The sequence below is a fragment of the Roseburia faecis genome, assembly GCF_001406815.1.
In the GTDB taxonomy this organism is placed as follows: Bacteria; Bacillota; Clostridia; order Lachnospirales; family Lachnospiraceae; genus Roseburia; species Roseburia faecis.
Genome location: NZ_CVRR01000033.1, coordinates 196,651 through 223,062, shown reverse-complemented (window position 1 = coordinate 223,062; position 26,412 = coordinate 196,651). Strand labels below are relative to the sequence as shown.

20 protein-coding genes and 1 pseudogene are annotated in these 26,412 nt (G+C 42.3%); all 21 read right to left on the bottom strand.

All coding sequences use genetic code 11. The features are described 5' to 3' along the window. Position 1 precedes the first annotated feature (1 nt). Complete coding sequence (locus M72_RS11110) at positions 2-1,186, bottom strand: DNA cytosine methyltransferase (RefSeq protein WP_055068262.1); 1,185 nt, start codon at positions 1,184-1,186, stop codon at positions 2-4. Continuing rightward, on the bottom strand, positions 1,187-2,407 hold the full coding sequence (locus M72_RS11105) for a DNA cytosine methyltransferase (protein ID WP_261291823.1): 1,221 nt from the start codon (positions 2,405-2,407) through the stop codon (positions 1,187-1,189). Continuing rightward, positions 2,400-2,618 carry a helix-turn-helix domain-containing protein gene (locus tag M72_RS11100; RefSeq protein WP_055068260.1) on the bottom strand — a complete coding sequence of 73 codons (219 nt, stop codon included), beginning with the start codon at positions 2,616-2,618 and terminating at the stop codon, positions 2,400-2,402. Before M72_RS11100 ends, M72_RS11105 begins: the two co-directional genes overlap by 8 nt. A 458-nt stretch (positions 2,619-3,076) precedes the next feature. Next, positions 3,077-4,417 (bottom strand): IS30 family transposase, encoded by a 1,341-nt coding sequence (locus tag M72_RS16500; protein ID WP_226947739.1) that lies wholly within the window; start codon positions 4,415-4,417, stop codon positions 3,077-3,079. Between the two features lie 527 nt (positions 4,418-4,944). Continuing rightward, on the bottom strand, positions 4,945-5,856 hold the full coding sequence (locus M72_RS11090; protein WP_055068259.1) for a hypothetical protein: 912 nt from the start codon (positions 5,854-5,856) through the stop codon (positions 4,945-4,947). Between the two features lie 191 nt (positions 5,857-6,047). Further along, positions 6,048-6,569: pseudogene (locus tag M72_RS11085) on the bottom strand (transposase); the annotation flags it as partial. A gap of 256 nt (positions 6,570-6,825) precedes the next feature. Beyond that, complete coding sequence (locus M72_RS11080; RefSeq protein WP_195490513.1) at positions 6,826-7,431, bottom strand: hypothetical protein; 606 nt, start codon at positions 7,429-7,431, stop codon at positions 6,826-6,828. A 282-nt stretch (positions 7,432-7,713) separates the two neighbouring features. Then, complete coding sequence (locus tag M72_RS17695; RefSeq protein WP_261291822.1) at positions 7,714-7,842, bottom strand: hypothetical protein; 129 nt, start codon at positions 7,840-7,842, stop codon at positions 7,714-7,716. Positions 7,843-8,430: 588 nt separating this feature from the next. After that, positions 8,431-11,076 (bottom strand): pyruvate, phosphate dikinase, encoded by a 2,646-nt coding sequence (gene ppdK / locus M72_RS11075; protein WP_055068256.1) that lies wholly within the window; start codon positions 11,074-11,076, stop codon positions 8,431-8,433. A gap of 234 nt (positions 11,077-11,310) precedes the next feature. Further along, the gene (locus M72_RS11070) at positions 11,311-12,708 is read right to left on the bottom strand and encodes a glycine--tRNA ligase (protein ID WP_055068255.1); all 1,398 of its coding nucleotides are present in this window, start codon (positions 12,706-12,708) and stop codon (positions 11,311-11,313) included. A gap of 58 nt (positions 12,709-12,766) precedes the next feature. Continuing rightward, positions 12,767-13,558, bottom strand: a complete 792-nt coding sequence (locus M72_RS11065) for a hypothetical protein (protein WP_055068254.1) — start codon at positions 13,556-13,558, stop codon at positions 12,767-12,769. Between the two features lie 61 nt (positions 13,559-13,619). Beyond that, on the bottom strand, positions 13,620-14,351 hold the full coding sequence (recO, locus tag M72_RS11060; protein WP_022045858.1) for a DNA repair protein RecO: 732 nt from the start codon (positions 14,349-14,351) through the stop codon (positions 13,620-13,622). Then, positions 14,296-14,475: a hypothetical protein gene (locus M72_RS16880; RefSeq protein ID WP_022045857.1), complete on the bottom strand. Its 180-nt coding sequence runs from the start codon at positions 14,473-14,475 to the stop codon at positions 14,296-14,298. The genes recO and M72_RS16880 overlap by 56 nt, the downstream gene beginning before the upstream one ends. Before the next feature lie 87 nt (positions 14,476-14,562). Continuing rightward, positions 14,563-15,471 (bottom strand): GTPase Era, encoded by a 909-nt coding sequence (gene era / locus M72_RS11055; RefSeq protein WP_022045856.1) that lies wholly within the window; start codon positions 15,469-15,471, stop codon positions 14,563-14,565. A 19-nt stretch (positions 15,472-15,490) separates the two neighbouring features. After that, a complete protein-coding gene (locus M72_RS11050; protein WP_055068253.1) occupies positions 15,491-18,418 on the bottom strand; it encodes an insulinase family protein in 2,928 nt (975 codons plus the stop codon). Between the two features lie 38 nt (positions 18,419-18,456). Next, positions 18,457-19,353, bottom strand: coding sequence for a mechanosensitive ion channel family protein (locus tag M72_RS11045; protein WP_055068252.1), 897 nt, complete (start codon positions 19,351-19,353; stop codon positions 18,457-18,459). Positions 19,354-19,388: 35 nt separating this feature from the next. Next, the gene (locus M72_RS11040) at positions 19,389-20,627 is read right to left on the bottom strand and encodes a DUF1015 domain-containing protein (protein WP_055068251.1); all 1,239 of its coding nucleotides are present in this window, start codon (positions 20,625-20,627) and stop codon (positions 19,389-19,391) included. A 124-nt stretch (positions 20,628-20,751) separates the two neighbouring features. After that, positions 20,752-21,915, bottom strand: a complete 1,164-nt coding sequence (locus tag M72_RS11035; RefSeq protein ID WP_022045852.1) for a phosphoglycerate dehydrogenase — start codon at positions 21,913-21,915, stop codon at positions 20,752-20,754. Between the two features lies 1 nt (position 21,916). Then, on the bottom strand, positions 21,917-22,999 hold the full coding sequence (gene serC / locus M72_RS11030; RefSeq protein ID WP_055068250.1) for a 3-phosphoserine/phosphohydroxythreonine transaminase: 1,083 nt from the start codon (positions 22,997-22,999) through the stop codon (positions 21,917-21,919). 35 nt (positions 23,000-23,034) lie between these two features. Then, the gene (gene ilvB, locus M72_RS11025; protein ID WP_022045850.1) at positions 23,035-24,714 is read right to left on the bottom strand and encodes a biosynthetic-type acetolactate synthase large subunit; all 1,680 of its coding nucleotides are present in this window, start codon (positions 24,712-24,714) and stop codon (positions 23,035-23,037) included. An 18-nt stretch (positions 24,715-24,732) separates the two neighbouring features. Further along, entirely contained in the window at positions 24,733-26,406 is a 1,674-nt protein-coding gene (gene ilvD, locus M72_RS11020; protein ID WP_022045849.1) for a dihydroxy-acid dehydratase, read from the bottom strand. Positions 26,407-26,412 lie beyond the last annotated feature (6 nt).

Sequence of the window (26,412 nt, the reverse complement as noted above, 5' to 3'; positions counted from 1 at the left end):
ATTAACCCTCCAAATACTGTTTTATACTTTCTCCAATCGCTTTTCCCAACAAAGGTGGAACTGCATTTCCAACCTGGACATAAGTCTCCTGCTGATTTCCAACAAATTCAAAATCGTCCGGAAAAGATTGGATTCTAGCTGCTTCTCTTACAGATAGTGTTCTGTTTTCTGTTGGATGAATATACATGTACCCATCCATTCCGATATGAGCAATTACCGTCCAAGATGGCTCCTTCATAACCAATCTTTTTAATCTATCTTTAAAAATGTCTTCTCTAAAAGGTAGAATTTGTCTAATTTCCGGCGGTAAGTCCATATATATGCTTCCTTGAGCCATATGTGGGAACACACGCTTCGCTCTATCGTTTGACATTCTGCAAATATTATTCTTAATGGTCTTACCATTGCCATATGACTGCATTAATCGCTGATACTCTGTTAATCCCTCAGTCTTAGAATATGGCATTTCTGAAATTCGCCAATTATCAGTAATAGTTGGTAAATCTCCTATTGCATCTTCCACTGTATTGCATGGCTTAAGCTTCTTAGATTCTTCGTCTTCCTGATCGTAATAATGTGTTGGCTTTGGATATTCAAATACCTTATTTGATTTCTTGTGTGCAACAAGCATCATTCTTCTTCTTGTTTGTGGGACACCATAATACACAGCATTAACAACTTGAACTGGTTTTACCACTTCGTAAATACCTTCGCCGTTTCCCTCATCGTCTTTTCCAATATTCTCAATAATCTCAACTGCCGTGTTAAAAATTTTGCCTTTATACTTAGTAATGAAGTTTGGTACATTTTCAATCACGAAAATTTCTGGTCTAAAATAATCTACATACCTTAGGTACTCTAAAAAAAGCTGATTTCTTGGATCTTCAGAAACTGATTTTCCTGTCACTGATCTAATTTTCGCATGACCGATTGTTGAAAACGTAGGACATGGAGGTCCTCCGATGATTACATCTACATGGTTTGTACCTATAACCTCTGCAAATTTTTCTGGCGGAATTTCTCTTATATCACCAAAGATAGTTTTTGATTTCTTATGGTTTAGCTGATGAGTCTTTGCTATAACTTCTTTTAATTCTATTCCACCAATACATTCAAATCCTGCTAATTCTAATCCTTTAGAAAAACCTCCCGCTCCACAAAATAAATCTATAAACTGATATGACATTTAGTTTTTCCTCGACTTTTCTTCTATAACATCTAGATATTTTCTTATTGTTTTGGCAAATGTTTCTGCCATAAGAGGTGGCACAGCATTCCCCACTTGTTTAAATTGATCTGTCCTTGAGCCCTCAAAAACAAAATCATCTGGAAAAGATTGTATTCTGGCCGCTTCCCTTACCGTAAAAGTTCTAGCCTGCTCTGAATCAGGATGAATAAAAAGATTACCATCCTTATACAAATGAGCCACAACTGTCTTGCCCGGCTTATCGCTCTCCTGAACCGTGTATCTATTTCCAAAGTGTTTCGGATCATGATGAATAAGATCAGGTCTGACTTTTTGCAAATCCTTCAATTGCCAATTCTTATGTGAACTTAGAATTCGATATCGCTCCCTATCGGCATCATTATGTTTTCGAGCCGAATGATTGTAGATAATTCCACTATCATTCTTTACTATCTTAAGAAAATCATTTGTCGGCTCAGTAACTGCCACCTTCTGGATATTGTCACCCTCTCCAGGATTTAATTTAGGTAAATCCAAAATAGCTTCACCAACTGTTACATAATTTGGTAAATGGGCATCAATATCAGAATTACTTTTTGGAATACTTTCATATACATCCTTGATATCAAAATAATTGATGTCTTTTCTCACGCCAATTATAATTACTCTTTCTCTTATCTGAGGTACTCCGTAATCAGCAGCATTTAAAAGCAATACTTTGGGATCAGCAACAATATTATACGTTTTACTCATCTCTCTAACTATGATGTCAAAAATCTTAACGCCCTTAGGTTTAGCTGTTAGTAATCCTTTGACATTTTCAAAAATGAACATTTTAGGTTTATAATGATTCAACACCTGCAAATAATTTTCAAATAGATAATTTCTCGGATCGCTACTCATCCCATCTGGTGATTGAGCTCTGCCCACACTTGAAAATGCTTGGCAAGGTGGTCCACCTATAATGATATCAACAGGTTCATGAATCCTTTCATCCATATCTTTTAATAATCCATCCCTGGTAATATCATCACACATCACTGCTTCTTCAATTTCTTTATCTGAATAACCATAATGTTTCATTCTAGTTCGCAAAGTTTTACATGCGGCTTCATCTATTTCCAGATGAAATAAAGCTTTATAACCATCTCTATAAAATCCTTCACTTAATCCACCACAACCTGCAAATAAATCTATAAACCTATAATCTTTTTTACTCATTCTCCAAATCATCCTCATCTATAAAACTTGCGATATCACCTAAATCACAATCTAGTGTTTCGCATATTTTTTCCAACACTTCAAGGGATACAATTTCGTTCTTTCCAAGCTTTGCGAGTGTGCTCGAACTGATGCCTGAAGCAATTCTTAGCTGACTCTTGTTCATCTTTAAATCGACAAGTTTATGCCATAACTTATTGTAATTGACCATTCTGTTTCCCTCTTTTTTGATACGTTCTCTACCAAAGGTTCCGATATAAATGTGCAAAACAGCACAAAATTATCATACCATAAATATACCAACTAGGCAAACAAAATATTTGACAGGTCAAACATTTCTGCATCTCATCATATCTTATATTATACATATTAGCTGTCACAGCTGATTTTTTAATTCCCTACGGTCTTGTTATATGTCCCTTGAATGAAAAACTAAAACCCAACTGAAAATACGTCTAATAATCAAAATTCTGTTCTGAGGTCAAATAAAGCCCTAATAATGGATGTTCAAATTCAAATATCATGCTATAATTAAGGCATTCCAGATAGCAGGTATATATTTGTTTGCATGATTAACAGACGGCTGGCTACTTGTTATGCAAAAGTAAATGCGACCCGTCTATTTAATACCTATTGACAAATCGATTACTATCTGCAGCTTCGGTCTAATTACTTTTTAACGAATAAATCTGGCATTAAATGCACTTCATCTGGCGGGATGAGGTGCATTTTTAATAATGACATTAATGCTTTGAAATCTTCATCATCCTCTTCTACGAGCTCGTATGGACTTTTATTTCCAAGTCCAGGACGTTTTACACTATTGATATGATTCATTAATAAAGTCATATCTTCTTGCGTGTATGGGTTTAAGCTTTTTCCTTTTGGCACGGCATAACGAATAAATTCATGATTCTTCTCGATACACCCTTTTTGCCATGAAGCCATTGGATCACAGTAATAAAGGCTTGTTCTATAAACTAGGAAGCCATCCTCATCCAGCGTAAGTTCTAACTCATCTACCTTCTTGAATTCGCTGCCGTTGTCAGTCAATATAACCGGAAACAACCGTCTAAAAACATCTATTCCCAATCCTGTCTCGAGATAGTCCAGAACCCTTTTTACGGATTCTGCTTTTCCATCTGGCATCAGGAATAGTAGCATTACGTTGTTCTTTCTAAAGATCATTGTAAGCAAACGCTTTCCAGATTCTCTAACGCCTTTTACAGTATCCATTTCTGTTACTTCATCTTCTGAATATTTGAATTTCATCGCATACTCAAAATCCTCATATGTCCTACACTGTCTATACTCCATTGAGTGAAATCCATTGATATCGTTGTACTTTTTCTTTCGTGGTTTGTAGCCTGTCTTTCTTCTTAAATCTATGTTTTTAATAGATAAGGCACCTTCATCGATATAGTTATAAAGTGTTCTCAAACACACTGGCATTTCATTTTCATGTTCTGCATATATGTGTGTTAAAGGCTGGCCTTTCTTAACAAGTCGAGTCACAAGTTCATCCAATTCTTCCTTCTTTTCATCAGAAAGTCTAACTCCTTGTCGACTCTCCGATCTACGACGAGTTACAGCTGCATCAGCGAATTTCGCACTGTAAATATACTTATCTTTGTTGCAAAGCTTTTTATCCTTACAGTTATTACAAACATACGGAGGCGAATCAAACTTATGGCAAGCAACTGATACATATCTATCGCATACCTTGGTACAATCCACTCCTCTGCAAAGTCTACACTTTGTATTACAGGCTTCTTCATCACAGCCGCACAAATTCCTTACTGTGCATTGTCTTGCCATGCGGCAATCTTTTCCATTCGGGTAATTACCTTTAATGAAGGGTCTGTTTTCTTTAACTTCATGTGCAATAGTAGATGGATGTCTGCGAAGTCTTTTTGCTATTTTTTTGAATGACTCCCCGATGCATATCCCAGTTTCTATTGCTATTCGATCTGACAGGTCCATTTGTCCGCTAGCATTGTAATAATTCATATCTGCTCCTTTCCCAGCAGATAGTAATCGATATAACCAATATATCATGCCTTGGAAAGGGCTGTAGAAAAAGTAAACTAGACCTTTTATAGCCATTTTCAGTTGTCAAAGTACAGGTTTAATTTTTCATTTTAGGCTTGTTATATGTCTAAATTATCAAAAATACTGTCCCATTATCTGGACTCCCGGACCTTTTTTCATGCTTTTCTAATCTATTTTCCCGCTTCGCGCGACACCATCTTCGATGGTGTTAGGGCGCGTCTTCGCAAAGTGGCGAGCAGTGCTTTTTTGTACAAAAAGCTACTTTTCGCTCGTTGGAGGCACATCCCCAATCCCCTTGAACCAGCTAATCGCTTGGCTACGCAATTCTTACGAATCGCTATTTTCTTCCGTTGGAATTTTCTTCAGAAATGAAAAAAGAGGGGAACCCATAAGTCTTAAACCTACAGATTTTCCAAAAAGAATTATCGAGTGATATTGTATTTTCTGACACGTTCCTTCTTCTGCTCTTCATCGCTTTTAAGGAACTAGTCGATATCGTATTTTGCTCTTTGATTCTCCTGCATATCTTTCTTAACCTGACGATATTCACCGTACAGCTTTTTCTTTTCTGCAAGGATCTCAGCATACTCCGCATTTAAATCTTTTACCTTAGGTAGCTTCTTCAGATGAAGCTCATCAAAAGCATTCTTGGCAGCCTTATGAAGCAGGATTTCCTGTCTATGCTCTTCCAGGAACTTCTTGCTGTATCCGCATTTACGATAATCCGCATATACGTCTTTGGTCTTAAAGTAATCAAAGATATGTTTCTTCAAGACCTGAATCTCAGCAAGTCGCTTCTCATTTGCTTCGATGGAAGCTGATAATTCTGTAAAGCGGACTGTTGCTGTTTTCACATTTTTCTCTAGGTCATCATAGCTTCGAATGTCATGCTGCTTCAGATATAAAACTGCCTTGGCCACCTGCTTGGTATTAAAGTTCTTGGCAAAGCGAACATAATATTTTCCTTTACCCTGAGCCAGCTTCTTTTGAATATCAATAAGAAGGTCAAACTCATGATCTTCCTTTTTTCGCTGGTAAGTCTTTGGCTGCTTTTCGGCTTTTTCATTATCGTAGAAAGCATGCTCCATCTCACCGGCAAGAATCTTCTTAAGGTCATCTTCTGTATAACCATCACCCAGGGAACGTAGTCGAATGAACCTTTTCTGATCTTTTTTCTTTAGAGAAATATGCTTTCCACGCTTAATCTCGTATCCGGCATCTTCCAGTTTATAAAGCAGCTCATCAAATTCTTTTGCGCTGCCTTCCTTAAGAATCCGATCAATCGCATCTTTGATATCATCGCGGAAGGATTTCTTCTCGGGATAAGTAGTTCGCTTAACACGCTCACTTGGCTTCTTCTTTTCTATTACAGATGCCGACTGAATCTGTTCCGGCATGACCGTAATAAGAGAAGTTCCCTTTTCTGTTGGAACCAGATACTTTGTTTTCTTATTGCCCTGTCTTTCTACAAAACCGATACGAACCAGCTTCTCAATAACACCGGCTCTTGTTGCAGGAGTACCAAGTCCTTTACGTCTACCTCATCCAGTTTTTCCTGCTCTTTTTCCAGCTTAAAAGGAGCCGGTGCAACAAAGATAAAACTGTAAAATTTCTTTAATGGTCTGTTTTGCCATTTATTTGCCGTTTCTATAACCTGATCTGTGATATTTGAAATGGTTTCGTATGAAATCTCAAATCCATAAATATCTTCAATTGTATCAGCAATATCACGCTGGCTCATCCCTTTTGCATACATGGATAATACTTTATCTTCAATGCCGCTTACATCTTTAGTCCTTTTGGGAATAAGCTGCGGATCAAAGGAGCCCTCTCTGTCTCTCGGAGTATCAATTTCAACATCTCCCATGGTGGTTTTCAATGTTTTATGGGTGTATCCATTTCTGCGGTTACTAGTGTCCTTATAACCGCAGTCGTTGCTTTCATAGCCGAGATGACTGTCCATTTCCCCTTGAAGCATTGCTTCAAACATTGGACCAAATATGTCTTTTAATGCGTCCTGCATCTCCTCAGCCGAAGTTGGTTTATACTGATCAATTGCCTGGGCGATAGCTTTGCTGGTCTCGCTGCGTTTGTTTTTTCTTGGTGCCATAAGTGCGTTATTCATAATCCTTTCAAATCCTTTCTTAAAGATACCGCACTTTAGGAAAAAATAAAGTGCGTAAGTTTTTGTTACCGGTAACTTACACACTTTATATTACACTCTCAATGAGAGCTGAATTTGGACAAGATAAGGAATCACAAACATCCATCTTTTCTTATTATCCGTTGTTTTTCTGTTATCTCAATCACTTATAAAAAGTTGCTCTACAAATACATCTGTTTTATAGATGCCTGTATCTACTCTTTTACGTCATCAAATCCGAAATCATATGCTTAAGCGTGCGGATTTCCAACGGATGATCTTCCGTTTCAAAAGTGAATAAAACATCTGTCCCCGGCAATAAATGGTTCTCATAATACAAACTGTTCTTCCAAACAAAATCAGAAACATACTCTGGTTTGCTCATCAGTCCCGCATGCTCCCAATAGGTAAACTTTCCTGTCTGTGTATTTAAAATTGTAAAATCCGGATAAACTATGATTTTACGCCCTTGATATCTTAATTTTAGCGGCCGCTCATATTTGTATAAAAGCTGATCTGCTTTCATATGTAATAGATTTGCTATAATCACCTCTGACTTAGAACGCACAAATTCACCTGCGTTTGTCTCATACCTCAATGTCTCCGGGTATTTATTGCATGGTTCATATGTTTCCTGTTCCCATGCCCGAATCCGATGTGTACAATTCTCTTCCAATGGTATAATCAACGACTGCCTGTCTTCTGTCATTGATTCATACACCTGCATTTCCTTATCATAACAATATGCTCTTTCAAATTTTTCAAGCAATTTCAAATTTTTCTGTAAAATAGGCTCTACTTTCTCATAATAACCTTTTTGCGCTAACAATTGAATCTGTTTCATCTCCCTTTTCGAAAGATACTTTCTTATACATTTTAAGTTCTTGTCAAGATACTGCCATTTATAATAAACCTTTTTTTGCTTATGTGTAATTATCAAAGAACCTTTTGGTACAGTCTTCTGAAACTGCTGAATCCTATCCAATAAATCTCTTGTTTCTTTTATTTGGTTTCTTACTTGTTTCTGAAATAATTGCATCCCCAATAATCATCCTTTCCTTCTTTGTCTTAAATCGTACTAAATCCTTCTCGCAATCTTTTTTAGTACTACTTATTTTGATTTTTCGTATTCTGTGCTCCCCGGAAGTAGTACATTAAATCCAGAATCAACGTTTTTAACACCACTTTTCAATCTCCTTTCGTCCATTTTTCTTTCAAAACAGTACATAGTAGCCATCATTCTTTTATTTGGTACTACTTTTTTCTTTTTCCCATCATGATTTGATATAAAAAGTAGTACTTAATTGCTTCATTCTTGCTTATAGTACTACTTTGCCTTTACATCATCTAAAATTCTTGCTTAAAGTAGTACTTTGCAATCTCTTTATGCGCTTTTAGTACCATTTCTTCCATGCCACCCTTTCTGAAAGCTTTCCAAAAAGCTGTTCCCCACACACAACAATTCTTTTGCTCCCTCTTCAAATATTTCTATTTCTTGGGCACCAAAAACTCACCCTATCATCCTTTATCTCACACAATCATTCAATTTTTATTTTACATCTGAGATTTCATCCGACACGGATATCAATAAGAACAATATCCCCAAAAGCATTTGAAATTGCTTATTCAAAAAAGTAACAACCACAAAAGTGGCTCCCCACACAACATAATAACACTCTCAAATGCAGTATTGCTCTGTGATTTGATATAGAAAATATCAGCCCCATCAAATGATGGGGCTGATATGCAACACGAGCCTAGATCTGGTTCATGTAAATCTGCTTTATTCTGTTATGAGATGCCTCACAACAAAACGACTCACAATAAATTATTTAGCTGCCTTCTCAGCAATAGCAGCCTGTGCTGCTGCAAGACGAGCGATCGGTACACGGAATGGAGAACATGAAACGTAATCCAGACCAATCTTGTGGCAGAACTCAACAGATGAAGGATCTCCACCATGCTCACCACAGATACCAACGTGAAGCTTAGGATTAACCGGCTTACCAAGTTTGATAGCTGTCTCCATTAACTTACCAACACCTGTCTGGTCAAGCTTAGCGAATGGATCGCTCTCGAAGATCTTCTTATCATAGTAAGCATTTAAGAACTTACCTGCATCATCACGGGAGAATCCGAATGTCATCTGTGTTAAATCGTTTGTACCGAAGCAGAAGAAGTCAGCCTCTGTAGCGATCTCATCAGCAGTAAGAGCTGCACGAGGGATCTCGATCATTGTACCAACCTCGTACTCAAGGTTTACACCGGCAGCAGCGATCTCAGCATCAGCGGTCTCTACTACGATATTCTTAACATACTTAAGCTCCTTAACTTCACATACAAGTGGAATCATGATCTCTGGCTTAACTGTCCAATCTGCATGCTCCTTCTGTACTTCAATTGCTGCACGGATAACAGCCTTTGTCTGCATCTTTGCAATAGAAGGATAAGTAACAGCAAGACGGCATCCTCTGTGTCCCATCATTGGGTTGAACTCATGAAGTGATGCACAGATAGCCTTGATCTCTTCTACTGATTTATTCTTAGCCTTAGCAAGCTTCTCAATGTCAGCGTCCTCTGTAGGAACGAACTCATGAAGAGGTGGATCCAGGAAACGGATGGTTACCGGGCATCCCTCAAGAGCCTCATAGAGAGCCTTGAAGTCAGACTGCTGATATGGAAGAATCTTGTCAAGAGCAACTTCTCTCTCTTCCTCTGTATCAGAACAGATCATCTCACGGAAAGCAGCGATTCTCTCCGGATCGAAGAACATATGCTCTGTACGGCAAAGTCCGATACCTTCTGCACCGAGCTCACGAGCCTTCTTAGCATCAGCCGGGGTATCAGCGTTTGTACGAACCTTAAGAGTTCTGAACTCATCAGCCCAGGCCATAACACGTCCGAACTCACCAGCGATAGAAGCGTCTACGGTTGGGATCAGTCCAGCGTAAATGTTACCAGTTGTACCATCGATAGAGATCTCAGATCCCTCTGTGAATGTCTGTCCAGCGAGTGTGAACTTCTTGTTCTCCTCGTCCATGTTGATGTCGCCACATCCAGATACACAGCAGGTACCCATACCACGGGCAACTACGGCTGCGTGGCTTGTCATACCACCACGTACGGTAAGGATACCCTGAGCAGCCTTCATACCTGTGATATCTTCCGGAGATGTCTCAAGACGTACAAGAACGACCTTCTCTCCTCTTTCAGCCCAGCTTTCAGCATCGTCAGCGGTAAATACAACCTTACCACAAGCAGCTCCTGGAGATGCTCCAAGACCCTTTCCAAGTGGAGTTGCAGCCTTAAGTGCAGCAGCATCGAACTGTGGATGTAATAATGTATCAAGGTTACGAGGATCGATCATAGCAACTGCCTCTTCCGGAGTCTTATGTCCCTCGTCTACTAAATCGCAAGCGATCTTTAATGCAGCCGGAGCTGTTCTCTTACCGTTACGGCACTGAAGCATGTATAACTTCTTGTTCTCAACCGTAAACTCCATATCCTGCATATCATGGTAGTGGTTCTCAAGAGTCTCACAAACCTTAAGGAACTCAGCATATGCCTCTGGGAACTCCTGCTCCATCTGAGCGATTGGCATTGGAGTACGAACACCGGCAACTACGTCCTCACCCTGTGCATTGATCAGGAACTCACCCATAAGCTTGTTCTCACCAGTTGCAGGATCACGAGTGAAGGCAACACCTGTACCAGACTGATCATTTAAGTTACCGAATACCATTGGCATTACGTTAACAGCGGTTCCCCAGGAATATGGGATATCGTTGTCTCTTCTATATACGTTAGCACGTGGGTTGTCCCATGAACGGAATACAGCCTCGATTGCAAGCTTTAACTGCTCTACAGGATCGGAAGGGAACTCTGTTCCTAACTGATTCTTGTACTCAGCCTTGAACTGCTCTGCTAATTCCTTTAAGTCTGCTGCTGTAAGGTCAACGTCAAACTTAACACCTCTGTCAGCTTTCATCTTGTCGATGAGCTGCTCGAAGTATTTCTTACCAACTTCCATTACAACGTCAGAGAACATCTGAATGAAACGACGATATGAATCGTATACGAATCTCTCAAACTTTGGATCCGGGTTACCAGCGATCATAGCTGCTACTACATCGTCGTTAAGACCAAGGTTAAGGATCGTATCCATCATACCAGGCATAGAAGCACGTGCTCCGGAACGTACTGATACAAGAAGAGGATTCTTAAGATCACCGAACTTCTTGCCGTTCTCTTTTTCCATCCAAGCTACACCTTCCATAGCCTGAGCCATAATTTCATCATTGATTTTACGTCCATCCTCATAGTACTGAGTACATGCCTCAGTTGTGATGGTGAATCCCTGTGGTACTGGAAGACCGATTTCAGTCATCTCCGCAAGGTTAGCACCCTTACCACCGAGAAGGTTACGCATGGTCATGTTACCTTCTTTGAAGGTGTATACCCACTTGTTTGCCATTTGACAATTCCTCCTAATATTTGTTTATTGTATAAATTCGAAAAACGAATAACATGATCCGTTTTTCATAAAGCTGAGCCGTGAACACAGACTTCACGACTATGCTATACTTATTGTAACACAGAATTCGCATTTCGCAAGCATTTTTTACCATAGTTATGCCCCATGAATCACAGAGCCAGACGCAAACCATCCGTTTTGTAATCCACAGGGCAGACTTTTATTTACGCGATATTAAAATTCAAATTTTTTCTCAAAATAAGCATCCAGCTCATCGATTTTAATTCTTTCCTGCTGCATGGTGTCACGGTCACGTACGGTAACGGCTCCATCCTCTTCGGAATCAAAATCATAGGTAACACAGAACGGTGTACCGATCTCATCCTGACGGCGGTAACGCTTTCCGATCGTTCCTCTGTCGTCAAACTCACAATTGTATTTCTTTGCCAGCCGGGCATATACTTTTTCCGCACCCTCATTTAACTTCTTGGATAACGGAAGCACACCGATCTTAACCGGAGCAAGTGCCGGATGGAAATGGAAAACGGTTCTTACGTCCGGCTTTTCCTCTGTTCCGATATTTTCCTCATCGTATGCGGCACATAAAAATGCCAGAACCACACGATCAGCACCAAGTGATGGCTCAATAACGTAAGGAATATACTTCTCCCCCTTCGTATCATCAAAATACGTCATATCCTGACCGGACACATTCTGATGCTGTGTCAGATCGTAATCGGTACGGTCGGCAATCCCCCAGAGTTCCCCCCATCCAAACGGGAATAAGAATTCAATATCTGTCGTTCCCTTAGAATAGAAACACAGTTCCTCGGCAGAATGATCACGCAGACGCATCTCATCTTCCTTGATTCCCAGAGATAACAGCCAGTCACGGCAGAACGCTCTCCAGTACTGGAACCACTCTAAATCGGTACCCGGCTCACAGAAAAATTCCAGCTCCATCTGCTCAAACTCTCTCGTACGGAATGTGAAGTTACCCGGTGTAATCTCATTACGGAAAGACTTACCAATCTGTCCGATTCCAAACGGAATTTTCTTACGGGAAGTTCTCTGCACATTTTTGAAGTTAACGAAAATACCCTGTGCGGTTTCCGGACGAAGATATACGGTATTTTTTGCATCTTCCGTAACTCCCTGGAATGTCTTAAACATCAGATTAAACTGACGGATGTCTGTAAAATTATGCTTACCGCAGGAAGGACATGGAATGTTATGACTTTCGATAAAATCTACCATTTTCTCATTGGACCATCCATCTACGGATCCGTCCAACTCGATGTTATTCTCCTGTGCAAAATCTTCGATCAGCTTATCTGCACGGAAACGCTCATGACATTCTTTACAATCCATCAGCGGATCAGAAAAACCTCCCAGATGTCCGGAAGCAACCCAGGTCTGTGGGTTCATCAGGATGGCGCAGTCCACACCAACATTGTATGGGTTTTCCTGTATAAACTTCTTCCACCATGCACGCTTCACATTGTTTTTCAGTTCTACACCAAGATTTCCGTAATCCCATGTATTTGCAAGACCTCCGTAGATTTCAGATCCCGGATATACAAAACCTCTTGCTTTTGCTACCTGCACAATTTTGTCCATCGTCTTTTCCATTATGTAATCCTCACATTCTATTATGTATTTTCTGATCCGCCCAAAGGCCGGATCTGAGTTACTTATAAATTATATAGGTATATACCTGACTGAATTCGCCTGTGGCATCATCGGTACTGGTATCTTCCTCGTCAAACTGAAACTTCACTTCGGATTCCTGCTCCGTAACATCGATCAGATCGTCATCGGATACCGCTCCTGTCGTTTCCTCAATCTGTGTGCCTGCTGCCTCTGTGGCACTTTCCGTTCCCTCTGTTGTTTTTTCCGCTGCAAGAAGGGACGTTCCTTCTTTGATCGCAATGGTCTGTGCATCCACATAACTGGTATTTGTCGTGGATACATAACAGATGGTTCCTTTTACTTTTACATTTGTATTTCCACGGATTACAACCACTTTGCAGCTGGAGTCATCCAGAAATGCGCTGCTCTCACACGCTTTGATCTTTCCGTTTTTTACGGATGCAAACGATCCGTCAAAAGAATACCCTGCGGCCAGTGCTTCTGCAACACTTCCCGTATACAGTTCCATATCATTAAATTTCTGATAATCTTCGGCTGTACGGTACGCAATGGTAAGCGTTGCCTTTTTTTCTCCTGTGTCGAGTTTTTTCAGCGAAACGCTTCCCTTTCCGTTTTTCTCATTATAGGTATCTATTTCATTTTTGACATATTCTTTCAATCCGTCTTTATCATATGTCTTTTCGTCAAAATTTTCCACATCGGTAGACACGATTTTTCCATCTTTCAGTACAAAAACTGTGCTTTCATCCGCTTTGTAAGAAGTGCCGCAACCGGTAAACATTCCTACGCTAAGCAGAAATACCAGCACGATCTGACCGAATTTCTTCATGATTTCACAAATCCTCCTCTATTCACAATCCATGATATTATACACTTTTCATATTCCCATTTCAACCGAAAATCGAAAGGGACTTAAAGTCATGATGCACATAATACGCCATATATTCTTTCATAATCATCTTCAGTTCCCTTAGTACTTCCTCTGAAACGGTAAACGAGTATAATCTGGCGACAGGTGTGGATATGATATACTGCATCGTATATCGCGTGGAATCGGAAATATACATGCCCTGTACTTCCTTCGCACAGGTTCTGCAGAAGATGCCTCCCCTTTTCACCGAAAAGAAACACAGGTCTTCTTTCGCATGACAATGCATACAGGCAAACACCTGCGGTCCTTCTCCATTGATGGTTATGGCTTTTAGTTCAAACACTGCACGCACAAGTTCTTTGGAATACCTGCTGTTTTCCAGTGCACGAAACGACTGGTACAAAAGCTTTAACATTTCCCGCTCATCGTTATTTTCCTGACAATAATATTCCGCGAATTCTGCAAAGTAGAACGCAAGCGATGCAGCATCCAGATCCAAAACCAGTTCGCGAAAATAATTCTGAATATTTGCTTTGGTAACATTATAGGAATTTCTTCCCTCAAACACTTCGAATTCGCCAAAGGCAAAGGGATTCGTCGCTGCCAGCAGCTGGCTCGACGGTCGTCTGGCACCTCTGGCAAACGCTGTGATTTTTCCCCTTTCCTTTGTTAGAATTGTTATTCTTTTGTCATAATCATTGACAGGCATGGCTGTTAAAACCATGCCCATCACTATCACAGACTGACTCATACTTCTGCTGTTCCTTCTGTCCGTGACCTCCGCCACTTCCTGCAGCATCCGTCACTTCATTCCGATAAGTCAGATAATCGGTAACTTTTCCTGTTGTCCAGAATGTTTCCCAGGTTTTCTCCATTGCACCTTACCTCCATTACTATCGTCTGCAATGGCGGTAATTCTATTCCCGAAAAATATTGGAAACCCATCATCTGATCTTTATCTTTTATTCTTCCTCCCGATACCCGAAATTTTTAATCAGAAAATCACTGTCTCTCCAGTCTTTCTTCACCTTCACCCAAAGTTTTAAATTCACTTTGGCATCCAGCATTTTTTCCATCTCGTAACGCGCATTGGTTCCGATCTTTTTAAGCATCGACCCCTGCTTTCCGATAATAATTCCCTTGTGGGAATCCCGTTCACACACAATCGTTGCGTCGATATCATACATCTTTCCGCCTTTGCGCGGTTTCATCTGGTCGATGGCAACGGCAATTCCATGCGGTACTTCATCGCTTAACGCATGAAGTGCTTTTTCTCTTATGATCTCCGCACAGATCGCACGCTCCGGCTGATCGGTAATCGTATCCTCGTCATAAAACTGCGGACCATACGGAAGATACTTAAAAATAGAATCAATCACGTCATCCACATTCTGTCCGCGAAGGGCGGAAGTCGGAATAATCTCCGCGAAATCATAAATCTTGCGGTAGGTATCGATAAACTCCAGCACCTTATCTTTTTCCACGGTATCAACTTTATTGATCACAAGAATCACAGGCGTCTGAACTTTTTTCAGCTGTTCTACAATGTGCTGTTCCCCCGCACCGATAAAATTACTCGGCTCCACCAGCCACAATACGACATCCACCTCGTTCAGTGTCTTTTCTGCAACATTTACCATATATTCACCAAGCTTATTTTTTGCTTTGTGAATTCCCGGCGTGTCAAGAAAAACGATCTGTCCACGCTCCATATCCGTATACACGGTCTGGATCCGGTTTCTGGTTGTCTGCGGCTTATTGGATGTGATTGCAATCTTCTGTCCGATCAGACGGTTCATCAACGTTGATTTTCCTACATTTGGTCTGCCGATAATTGTAACAAACCCTGACTTAAAATTTGCTGCTGTCATTTGTATCTCCTTTATCGTGCTATTCGCACAGTCCCTGAATTGAGGTAAACATACCGCTTTCTTCACGGATTGCATGCTCATTTCCCACTACACACAGACACTGATCGGAAAGGATCGAGGCGATCAGATCCGAAAGACTGCGGATATCTGCCGGTGTCGCTGTCAGTATCTCGTCACGCTCTTTCTGGATTTCCTCATAGGTCAGATGTTCCAGATAAGCAGCCATCGAACGGCTTCCCTTTGCTTCCGGGTTTAACGGTGTATCTAAAGCTCCAAACGTGCCAATGATATATTTTGTCATATCACGCTCATCCGGATCAAAGGATGCTACATATTCCGGAATTTTCTCATAGACGGCATTGGTCTTTGCCAGATTCGGGTCCCGGTAAGATACAAAATAACTGTCTCCGGTTCTAAGGAAAGAACTCATACATCCATATGCACCGCCCTTTACGCGGATATTCATCCACAGATATTCATAGCTTAAAATCATTTTTAAAATCTTTAAGGTTCCGTGATATGCGTATCCATGGCTGATAAAGTTACCGGATCTTGCCACATACTGGATCTGGGAGGCGTCCGTAAATCCCTCATTTTTCTTAGAAAGCACCGGATGGATTGCAGCCTGCGCCGGTGTTCCTTCCGGAAGTTTCTCCAGATACTTGTGCATGATCGGGGAAGCTTTTTCATAAGAGACTTCTTCTCCGGTAAAGCTGACGAGCATTCTCTTTCTGACAAATACTTTTTCTATCAGCTGCTGCAGTTTTTCGGCTACCGCCTGCGGATTCTCTTTCATCTGTTCATCCAGTCTGCGAATCATCTGATTGTATGCAATACCAATTGTCGCATCATTATAAAATGCATAAACAGATTCGTAAGAAAGTGCACGCATTGCAGCTACCGTGTGCCCGCTGCTGCTTAAGTTCACCTGCAGTCTGGATTTCACCTGTGCAATCAGTTCAGCCAGTCGTTTGGTATCGTGCAGATCCGAACTGTTTAAGATTTCCTCTGCCAGTTTCATGGCATGCTCCAGATTGCTCTCAAGCACTTTCATACGGATCTCAAATTTAACTGCCATCGCATCGTGATTTTTCAGATCCGGATACATGCTGACCCCACTGGTAATTCCGCCGGTATAAATATTGATGGCATTTGCAAGATCGGCATAACTGTAGGATCTGGTATTGACATATCCGAGTACCGCGCGCAGAAGTCCAAGGTACGGAACCTCCTCCTCTGCAATGTCATTACACTCAAACATCAGAGTAATATAATCGATGCCATTTGCCGGTGCCTCATGCCGGACAACCGGAATTTCTCCCATGTTCTCCTCCTTATTGGAAAACGGCATGGCTTCTTTTTTCATATCCTCTCTGCCAAGCATCGGAATTTTCAACAGATCTTCTTCCTTTGACGGTTCTTCCTGATATTCCCGCAGATGTCTGGTCTGGGCAATCAGCGCCTGCACCTCTTCGTCACTCAATCCGGCCTTGTATGCTGCAAGTTTTTCTGCCAGTGCCTGTTCTTTGGCACGGTTAAGTCCCTTCTCCGGCGCAACCACAACCACAGCACCGTGCGCGTTGTCCAGCAGATACTTCTGAATCAGATCTTCAAAATATCCGGTTTTGATCTGCTCGCGTAAAAACTGTAACGTATCCAGACATTCCAGATGAATAAACGGCTTGGTATCATCAAACAGCCAGCTTTCCATACACTGCAGTCCATACAAAAGTCCCTTCGGAAACTGTCCGTAATCTGCTTCCCGGAACCGGAATTCCGCACTGTTAATTCCCGCAAGAAGGGAATCCTGATTCAGACCTTCCTTTACCAGCTTCTGTAAGGTTTCCTCGATAATCTGCACAAAACGGGTCTGATCAGACTCATCGGCATTCTTAGCGACAATGGAAAACATCGGCTGAAGCATGCCATCCTCAAAAGATCCGTAGACATCTTCCCCGATTCCCGCATCAATCAGTGCCTGGCGTACCGGTGCTCCCGGCGCACTGACAAGGACATAATCCAGTACAGAAAATGCCTGATACAATTCACGGTCAAGAACGGTTCCCACCACTTTATTGTAAGAAAGATACGTGTGCTTCTCCTCCGGTTCATCTTCTGTGATCGGATACGTTCTGCGCTCGGATACTACCGCGTCAAATGGCTTTTGCAGCTGGATTTGTGAATGTACTTCCACTTCATTTGCATCATAATGGCTTAAATATTCCTCATCCAGCCAGGTGAGCCGCTCTTCTATATCCATATCTCCGTACAGATAAATATAGGAGTTGCATGGGTGATAATATTTGTGATAAAACGCAAGATAATTTTCATACGTCAGTTCCGGTATTTTTTCCGGGTTTCCTCCGGAATTTTTGCTGTAGGTATTGTCCGGAAACAGTGCTTCCATAATTGCCGTCTCAAGCACTTCATCCGGGGAGGAATACGCCCCCTTCATTTCATTGTATACAACGCCGTTGATGGTCAGCGGTGCATCTTCTGACTCCAGCTCATAGTGCCAGCCTTCCTGCATAAAAATCTCTTTATACTTTGTAATATTTGGATGGAATACCGCATCCAGATATACCTCCATCAGATTTTTAAAATCCCGCTCATTATAACTTGCTACCGGATACAGTGTTTTTTCCGGATATGTCATTGCATTCAAAAACGTATTGAGTGACCCTTTGGCAAGCTCAATAAAAGGGTCTTTGACCGGAAATTTATCCGATCCGCAAAGCGTGGTATGCTCGATAATATGCGGAACTCCTGTCTCATCTTCCGGGGGTGTCCGAAATCCGATCGAAAACACCTTATTGTCATCTTCATTGGAAATGACACACACGCGTGCTCCGCTTTTTTTATGTCGCAGAATATATCCCATGGATTCAATATCCGCAATCTTTCTTACTTCTATTATTTCATATGCTGACAATTTCAATTTATCCATATTTCTCATCCTTCCATTTTTATTTCAACGGAATAGTTTTATTCTTTCCGAATCGATACATCCATCTGTGGGAATGGAATCGAAATTCCATTTTCATCCAGTGCATTTTTCATCTGTTCCAGCAAACGCCACCGCACCGGCCAGTAATCTTCTGTTTTTACCCATACGCGAATGCCCATATCTACGGCACTATCCCCCAGATCCGATACAAAAATATCGACCGGTTCATCCTTTATCACTGCGGTTTCTGTCTTTACCACACCCTCAAGCACTGCTTTAACCTTTGACAAATCCGATTCATAGCCAACCCCGACGGTCAGATCAATCCGTCGCATATCCATATGGCTGTAATTGGTAATACTGCTGTTGGACAGACTTCCATTCGGAATCAGGATCAGTTTGTTATCAATGGTAAGCAGCTTGGTGTAAAAAATGGTAATCTCCTTTACAGTTCCTTCTTCCGATGAAGCATTATCCAATATATAATCGCCTACCACAAATGGTTTCAGCAACAAAATCAGAACACCACCGGCAAAATTAGAAAGGCTTCCCTGCAGTGCCAGTCCCATGGTAAGTCCTGCGGACCCCAGCACGGCAATCACAGAGCTTGTCGTCACGCCAAACTGCCCCAGAATAATCATTGCCAGCACAAAATAGAGCGCATATTTCACAAAAGAACTCAGAAAGGAAACCACACCGGCTTCTACTTTTCCGCGCTCTAAGAAACGGCGCACCATTTTCACCAGCATTTTGATCATCCGGCTGCCTACCAGAAGAATAATCACTGCAATCATCAGCTGAACGAGAAACCCCAGCAGAGATGGTGTCAGATCCTGTAAATATTTCCGGATAATTCCCGGATTTTTCGCCACTTCATTTAACACTTCACTCTCGGTGCTAAGCTGTGTCAGTTGGTCTGTTATTAAAATTCCCAATGTATTTCTCCATTTATGTCCTATAATGCCATTCTTTAAATCTCATGTATGAATAATCCACTGCGGAGTTTCGGCTCAAACCAGGTAGATTTCGGCGGCATGAGACGTCCCGCATCCGCCACAGCAAATAACTCCTGAATGGATGTCGGATACATGGCAAATGCAACCTTACAGTCCTCATGGCATCTTCTTTCTAACTCTTTCATGCCACGGATTCCGCCGACAAAATCAATTCTTTTATCTGTCTTTGGATCACCGATTCCAAGTACCGGTGCCAAAAGTACATTCTGCAATACCGATACGTCCAGTCCTTCTACCGGATCCTCCGGAACCGACTCCGGGCGCATGGTACAACGATACCATTTATCAGAAAGGAACATGGAAAATTGTCCCTTTTTCACCGGTCGTACATCGTTTCCATTTTCGATTTTCTGCACATCAAAGAGTTCCTGCATTTTTGATAAAAATGCCTCTTCGGTCATACCGCCCAGATCCCGTACCACACGGTTGTAATCCATGATCATCAGTTCCTCATCCGGGAATAAAACGGAAAGGAAATAATTAAATTCTTCTTTTCCGGTATATCCCGGATGTTCTTCTCTCCGCTTAAATCCGACTTTTACCGCAGAAGCAGCTCTGTGATGTCCGTCTGCAATATAGATTTCCCCAATCTGTGCAAATGCATTCCGGATCGTTTTGATATCTTCCGGATCGGATATTACAAAAACACGGTGGCGAATACCATCTTCCGCAACAAAATCATATAAGGCATCCTGTTTCTTTGTCTTTGCCACAACCTCATTGATCACGGCATTGGCACGATATGCCAGAAAAATCGGTCCGGTCTGTGCACTGCACGTATCTACGTGACAGATACGATCCTGTTCCTTATCCGCACGGGTATTCTCATGTTTTTTGATGACCTGATTCGCATAATCATCAATGGATGCACATGCTGCAATGCCGGTCTGTGTTCTTCCATCCATCGTCAGTTCATATATGTAATAACATTCTCTGTTATCCCGGATAAATGTGCCGTCAGCGATCCAGTCTTTTAACATCTGTGCCGCTTTGGCATATACTCTGTCATCATAGGTATCGACATCATCCGGAAACTGTGTCTCCGCACGGTCAATTGCCAGAAATGACTTTGGATTTTTTGCCACAACTTCTTTTGCTTCTTCTCTGTTATATACATCATATGGTAATGCAGCCACTGCAGATACTACATCTTCTGCCGGTCTGACACATACAAATGGTTTTATGTCTGCCATATTATCCTCCATAAATTGTGCTGGTTTCTATACCTTTCTAGTATAATGGAAAAAATACGTTTATACAAGAAAAAATATGGCGGTTCTTTCGAACCGCCATACAGCAAAATGCTTATCTTTTCTGTTATTTTACAAGGCGTACACGCAATACATCGTCAATTGCCTGCAGTTTTTTCAGCACATCATCGGTAATCTGGGAATCCACATCGATCAGTGCATATGCATAGTCACCCTTTGCCTTATTTGTCATATCTGACACATTGATATCTGCCTCTCCAAGAACGGTCGTATACTGGCCGATCATACCCTTGACATTCTTGTGCAGAATTGCAACACGTCCGGCTGTGGTACATGCTCCCATGTTGCAGTCCGGATAATTGACAGAATGGGTAATATTACCATTCTCCATGTAGTCACGAATCTCACGGACAGCCATAATTGCGCAGTTGTCTTCAGACTCTGCTGTAGATGCTCCAAGATGTGGAGTGACAATACATCCCTTTGCTCCAACGGTTGTAGTATTCGGGAAATCAGAAACATATTTCTTAATCTTTCCTGCAGCCAGCGCATCAACCATTGCCTCTTCGTCTACCAGCAGATCTCTTGCAAAGTTTAATACAATTGCGGTAGGCTTCATCATTGCGATCGCATTGGCATCAATCATCTTTCTGGTAGAATCCAAAAGAGGTACATGGATCGTAATGTAATCGCACTCTTTGTAAATATCTTCTACATTGCTGATATGCTTTACGCTTCTGGATAAGTTCCATGCAGCATTGACAGAAATATATGGATCATATCCATATACTTCCATACCCATATGGGTTGCGGCATTTGCTACGAGCACACCGATGGCTCCAAGTCCGATGACACCTAATTTCTTTCCGGAAATCTCTGTTCCTGCAAAGTTCTTCTTCTGTTTCTCTGCAGTTTTTGCAATGTTATCATCGTTCTGGTTTGCCAGACACCAGTCAATACCACCGACAATATCGCGGGATGCATATAACATTCCTGCAAAAACAAGTTCTTTTACACCATTGGCATTTGCACCCGGTGTATTAAATACAACGATACCTTTGTCAGCACATTTGTCAAGCGGAATATTGTTGACACCTGCACCGGCACGGGCAACTGCAAGCAGTGAATCCGGAAGATCCAGATCGTGCATTGCCGCACTGCGGACAAGTGCTGCATCAGCGCCTGCCAGATCGTCTACTTTTTTGTAATCATCAGAAAATAAATCCAGACCTACCCCAGCGATAGGATTTAAGCATGTATAATTAAACATTTTATGCATTCTCCTTCTCAAATTTCTTCATGAACGCAACAAGCTTTTCTACGCCCTCTTTTGGCATTGCGTTGTAAATGGATGCACGCATACCGCCAACGGTACGATGTCCTTTCAGGTTTACGAAGCCAGCCTCAGTTGCCTCTTTTACGAATTTCGCATCCATATCTTTGTCTCCGGTTACGAACGGTACATTCATCAGTGAACGGTCTTCTTTTCTGACAGTTCCCTTGAACAGTTTGCTCTCATCCAGGAAATCATAAAGGATCTTTGCTTTTTCAATGTTGCGTCTCTGCATTTCCTCTAAGCCGCCCATCTTTTTCAGCCACTCAAAGACTTTACCGCAGATATAAATGCCGTAGCATGGCGGTGTGTTGTACAGGCTGTCTTTGTCTGCCTGTGTCTTCCACTTGAGCATGGTTGGTGTGCCAGGAAGTACATCATCTGTAATCAGGTCTTCCCGTGCAATTACGATTACAACACCTGCCGGTCCGATATTCTTCTGTACGCCACCATAGATGACGCCATACTTTGTCACATCTACAGGCTCAGATAAGAAGCAGGAAGATACATCTGCTACCAGTGTCTTTCCCTTTGTGTTTGGAAGCTTCTTGTATTTGGTTCCGTAAATGGTGTTGTTCTCACAGATATAAACGTAATCCAGATCATCCGGAATATCCAGATCGGAACAATCCGGAATATAAGAGAATGTCTGATCTGCAGAGGATGCAAGCTCAATTGCCTCTCCGTACATCTGTGCTTCCTGATAAGCCTTCTTTGCCCACTGTCCTGTGACAATGTATCCAGCTTTCTTATTCTTCATCAGGTTCATAGGAACTGCTGCAAACTGCTGGGATGCTCCACCCTGTAAGAACAATACCTTATAATTATCTGGAATGTTCATCAGCTCTCTTAAATCTTTTTCTGCATCCTTGATGATGTCATCGAACACTTTGGATCTGTGGCTCATTTCCATAACGGACATGCCGCATCCTCTGTAATCCAACATTTCATCTGCTGCTTCCTGCAGTACCTCCTCCGGCAATACTGCCGGTCCTGCTGAGAAATTGTATACTCTGCTCATTTCAAACTTCCTCCTATATTTTACTATGCTGTTGCTTATTTATTCTTGCTCTCGAAATCTTTTCCATCGAAACATTCATTGATCGGAGCCCCCGGTGCAACCATCGGCCATACCTTGTCATCCGAATCCACAATTGCGTCAATTACAAACGGCGTCTTACTTTCCAATGCTTCCTGAAAAGCTGCGTTAAACTCTTCCTGTGTTGTCACACGCCGGGCAGCTGCGCCCATCGCCTCTGCAATCTTTACGTAGTCCACACCGTCATCTAAAACCGTTGCGGAATAATGCTGTTTATAGAAAAGTGTCTGCCACTGGCGGACCATTCCGAGTACATGGTTATTGACAATCACTTCAATCAACGGAAGCTTTTGTCTGGATGCTGTTGCAAGTTCATTCATATTCATGCGGAAACATCCGTCTCCCGCAATATTGATCACCTGCTTATCCGGATTTGCAGTCTGTGCACCAATTGCAGCGCCAAGACCATACCCCATCGTACCAAGACCTCCGGATGTCAGCAGGGTTCTTGGTTTACTGTATTTAAAATACTGTGCAGCCCACATCTGATGCTGACCGACTTCCGTGACCATAATGGCATCTTTTGCCATCTCATAGATCTTTGCGATCATAAACGGACCACTTAACCCTTCCTTTGGAATGGTCATAGGATACATCTTCTGATAATCCGCAATATGGGAAAGCCACTCGGTATGTTTCTGCTGCTCAAGTTTTTCATTCAGCTTTCCGAGGACGATTGCCACATCCCCGATAATGCTGTGATTTACGATAATATTTTTATTGATTTCTACTGGATCAATATCAATCTGCAGAATCTTTGCCTGTTTTGCAAATTTCTTTGGATTTCCAAGTACACGGTCAGAAAAACGAACACCAACTGCGATCAGAAGATCACATTCACTGACACCGAGATTGGACGTCTTTGTTCCGTGCATTCCAAGCATTCCGGTATAGTTTTCTGATGTTCCATCATATGCACCTTTTCCCATCAGTGTGTCGCAGACCGGTGCATCTGTTTTTTCTACAAATGTCTTTAATACTTCACTGGCTCCGGAAAGGATTGCTCCTCCTCCGACAAATATGTACGGCTTCTTTGCCTTTTCAATCATCTGGATGGCTTTCTTTAAATCATCCTCATTGAATGCCGAACAATCCGGCTGCGGCATTTTTGGCTCTTTCTTTATATACTCTGTTTTGTTGGCAGTCACATCCTTGGTGATATCTACCAGAACCGGGCCCGGACGTCCTTTCCGCGCAATGGAAAAAGCTCTGCGAATCGTATCGGCAAGTTTTGTTACATCTTTTACAATAAAACTGTATTTTGTAATCGGTGTTGTGATGCCAGCAATATCAATTTCCTGAAAACTGTCTTTTCCGAGGAGTGATACCCCAACATTGCAAGTGATTGCCACGATCGGAATGGAATCCATATACGCAGTTGCGATACCGGTCACCAGATTGGTGGCTCCCGGTCCGCTTGTTGCCATACAGACTCCGACTTTTCCTGTACTTCTGGCATATCCGTCTGCTGCATGGGAAGCCCCCTGCTCATGCGATGTAAGTACATGCCGGATTTCCGGATGTTTGTATAATTCATCATAAACGTTCAGGATTGCACCGCCCGGATATCCGAAAACGGTATCTACACCCTGTTCTTTCAGGCATTCTATAATCACCTGTGATCCTGTCAACTGCATTTTCTAACCCTCTATCCTTTATTTCTCTTCTGGCACTTCCAAGACAGCTCCACGGTTTCCGGAAGTAACCAGTGCAGAATATCTCTTAAGATATCCGGTGGTAACCTTCGGCTCTCTCGGCTGCCATTTTGCACGTCGTGCGGCCATCTCTTCATCCGAAACATCTACGTTCAATGTCATCTCCGGGATATTGATCTTTATGATATCGCCCTCTTCTACCAGAGCAATCGGTCCCCCAACTGCTGCTTCCGGAGAAACATGTCCGATGGATGCGCCTCTGGATGCACCGGAAAAACGTCCGTCGGTAATCAGGGCAACGGAACTGCCAAGCCCCATACCGGCAATCGCAGAAGTCGGATTTAACATTTCTCTCATACCAGGTCCGCCCTTCGGTCCCTCATAGCGGATGACAACGACATCACCCTCTACAATCTTGCCGCCCTTGATCGCTGCGATAGCATCTTCCTCACACTCAAAGACTCTTGCCGGTCCTTCATGAACCATCATCTCATCGACAACAGCAGAACGCTTAACCACCGAACCATCCGGTGCCAGATTTCCTTTCAGAACAGCCAGACCACCGGTCTTGGAATATGGATGATCAACCGGACGGATGACTTCCGGATTGCGGTTCACTGCGTTTGCAATGTTCTCTCCGATCGTCTTTCCGGTTACGGTCATACAATCGGTATGTAACAGACCGATATCTGCCAGTTCTTTCATCACTGCATATACACCGCCGGCTTCATTGAGATCCTCCATATAAGTAGGACCAGCCGGTGCCAGATGGCAGAGGTTTGGTGTCTTTTCGCTGATCGGGTTTGCAAAGCTGATATCAAAATCAAAACCGATCTCATGCGCGATCGCCGGCAGATGCAACATGGAGTTTGTGGAACATCCCAGTGCCATATCTACTGTCAGTGCATTTAAGATGGACTCTTTTGTAATAATATCACGCGCACAGATATTCTTGCGGAACATATCCATAACTGCCATACCTGCATGTTTTGCAAGTTTGATACGTTCCGAGTAAACAGCCGGAATCGTTCCGTTTCCGCGAAGTCCCATACCAAGAGCTTCGGTCAGACAGTTCATAGAGTTTGCGGTATACATGCCGGAGCAGGACCCACAGGTCGGGCAGACTTTATTCTCATATTCAAGCACATCATCCTCTGTCATGGTTCCTGCTGCGTAAGATCCGACTGCCTCAAACATGGAAGAAAGACTTCTCTTCTTTCCCTGCACATGTCCGGCAAGCATCGGTCCGCCGGATACAAATACGGTCGGAAGATTCAGACGGGCAGCTGCCATCAGAAGCCCCGGTACATTCTTATCACAGTTTGGCACCATAACCAGTGCATCAAACTGATGGGCGATAGCCATACACTCCGTGGAATCTGCAATCAGGTCTCTGGTAACCAGAGAATATTTCATGCCGACATGTCCCATGGCAATACCATCACATACCGCGATTGCCGGAAATACAACCGGTACGCCACCTGCTTCCGCAACGCCGAGTTTTACGGCGTTTACAATTTTATCAATATTCATATGGCCCGGAACAATTTCATTGTAGGAACTTACAATTCCGACCATTGGTTTTTTTAATTCTTCTGCGGTAAATCCGAGCGCATTGAAAAGACTGCGCGCCGGAGCCTGCTGCATACCGCTCCTTGCGTTATCACTTATCATATTATG

Coding starts and splice junctions, on each gene's coding strand:
- M72_RS11110 (WP_055068262.1), bottom strand. CDS start 1,186: ATGTCATATCAGTTTATAGATTTATTTTGTGGAGCGGGAGGTTTTTCT.
- M72_RS11105 (WP_261291823.1), bottom strand. CDS start 2,407: ATGAGTAAAAAAGATTATAGGTTTATAGATTTATTTGCAGGTTGTGGT.
- M72_RS11100 (WP_055068260.1), bottom strand. CDS start 2,618: ATGGTCAATTACAATAAGTTATGGCATAAACTTGTCGATTTAAAGATG.
- M72_RS16500 (WP_226947739.1), bottom strand. CDS start 4,417: ATGAATTATTACAATGCTAGCGGACAAATGGACCTGTCAGATCGAATA.
- M72_RS11090 (WP_055068259.1), bottom strand. CDS start 5,856: ATGCCGGAACAGATTCAGTCGGCATCTGTAATAGAAAAGAAGAAGCCA.
- M72_RS17695 (WP_261291822.1), bottom strand. CDS start 7,842: ATGATGGCTACTATGTACTGTTTTGAAAGAAAAATGGACGAAAGGAGA.
- ppdK (WP_055068256.1), bottom strand. CDS start 11,076: ATGGCAAACAAGTGGGTATACACCTTCAAAGAAGGTAACATGACCATG.
- M72_RS11070 (WP_055068255.1), bottom strand. CDS start 12,708: ATGGAAAAGACGATGGACAAAATTGTGCAGGTAGCAAAAGCAAGAGGT.
- M72_RS11065 (WP_055068254.1), bottom strand. CDS start 13,558: ATGAAGAAATTCGGTCAGATCGTGCTGGTATTTCTGCTTAGCGTAGGA.
- recO (WP_022045858.1), bottom strand. CDS start 14,351: ATGAGTCAGTCTGTGATAGTGATGGGCATGGTTTTAACAGCCATGCCT.
- M72_RS16880 (WP_022045857.1), bottom strand. CDS start 14,475: ATGGAGAAAACCTGGGAAACATTCTGGACAACAGGAAAAGTTACCGAT.
- era (WP_022045856.1), bottom strand. CDS start 15,471: ATGACAGCAGCAAATTTTAAGTCAGGGTTTGTTACAATTATCGGCAGA.
- M72_RS11050 (WP_055068253.1), bottom strand. CDS start 18,418: ATGGATAAATTGAAATTGTCAGCATATGAAATAATAGAAGTAAGAAAG.
- M72_RS11040 (WP_055068251.1), bottom strand. CDS start 20,627: ATGGCAGACATAAAACCATTTGTATGTGTCAGACCGGCAGAAGATGTA.
- M72_RS11035 (WP_022045852.1), bottom strand. CDS start 21,915: ATGTTTAATTATACATGCTTAAATCCTATCGCTGGGGTAGGTCTGGAT.
- serC (WP_055068250.1), bottom strand. CDS start 22,999: ATGAGCAGAGTATACAATTTCTCAGCAGGACCGGCAGTATTGCCGGAG.
- ilvB (WP_022045850.1), bottom strand. CDS start 24,714: ATGCAGTTGACAGGATCACAGGTGATTATAGAATGCCTGAAAGAACAG.
- ilvD (WP_022045849.1), bottom strand. CDS start 26,406: ATGATAAGTGATAACGCAAGGAGCGGTATGCAGCAGGCTCCGGCGCGC.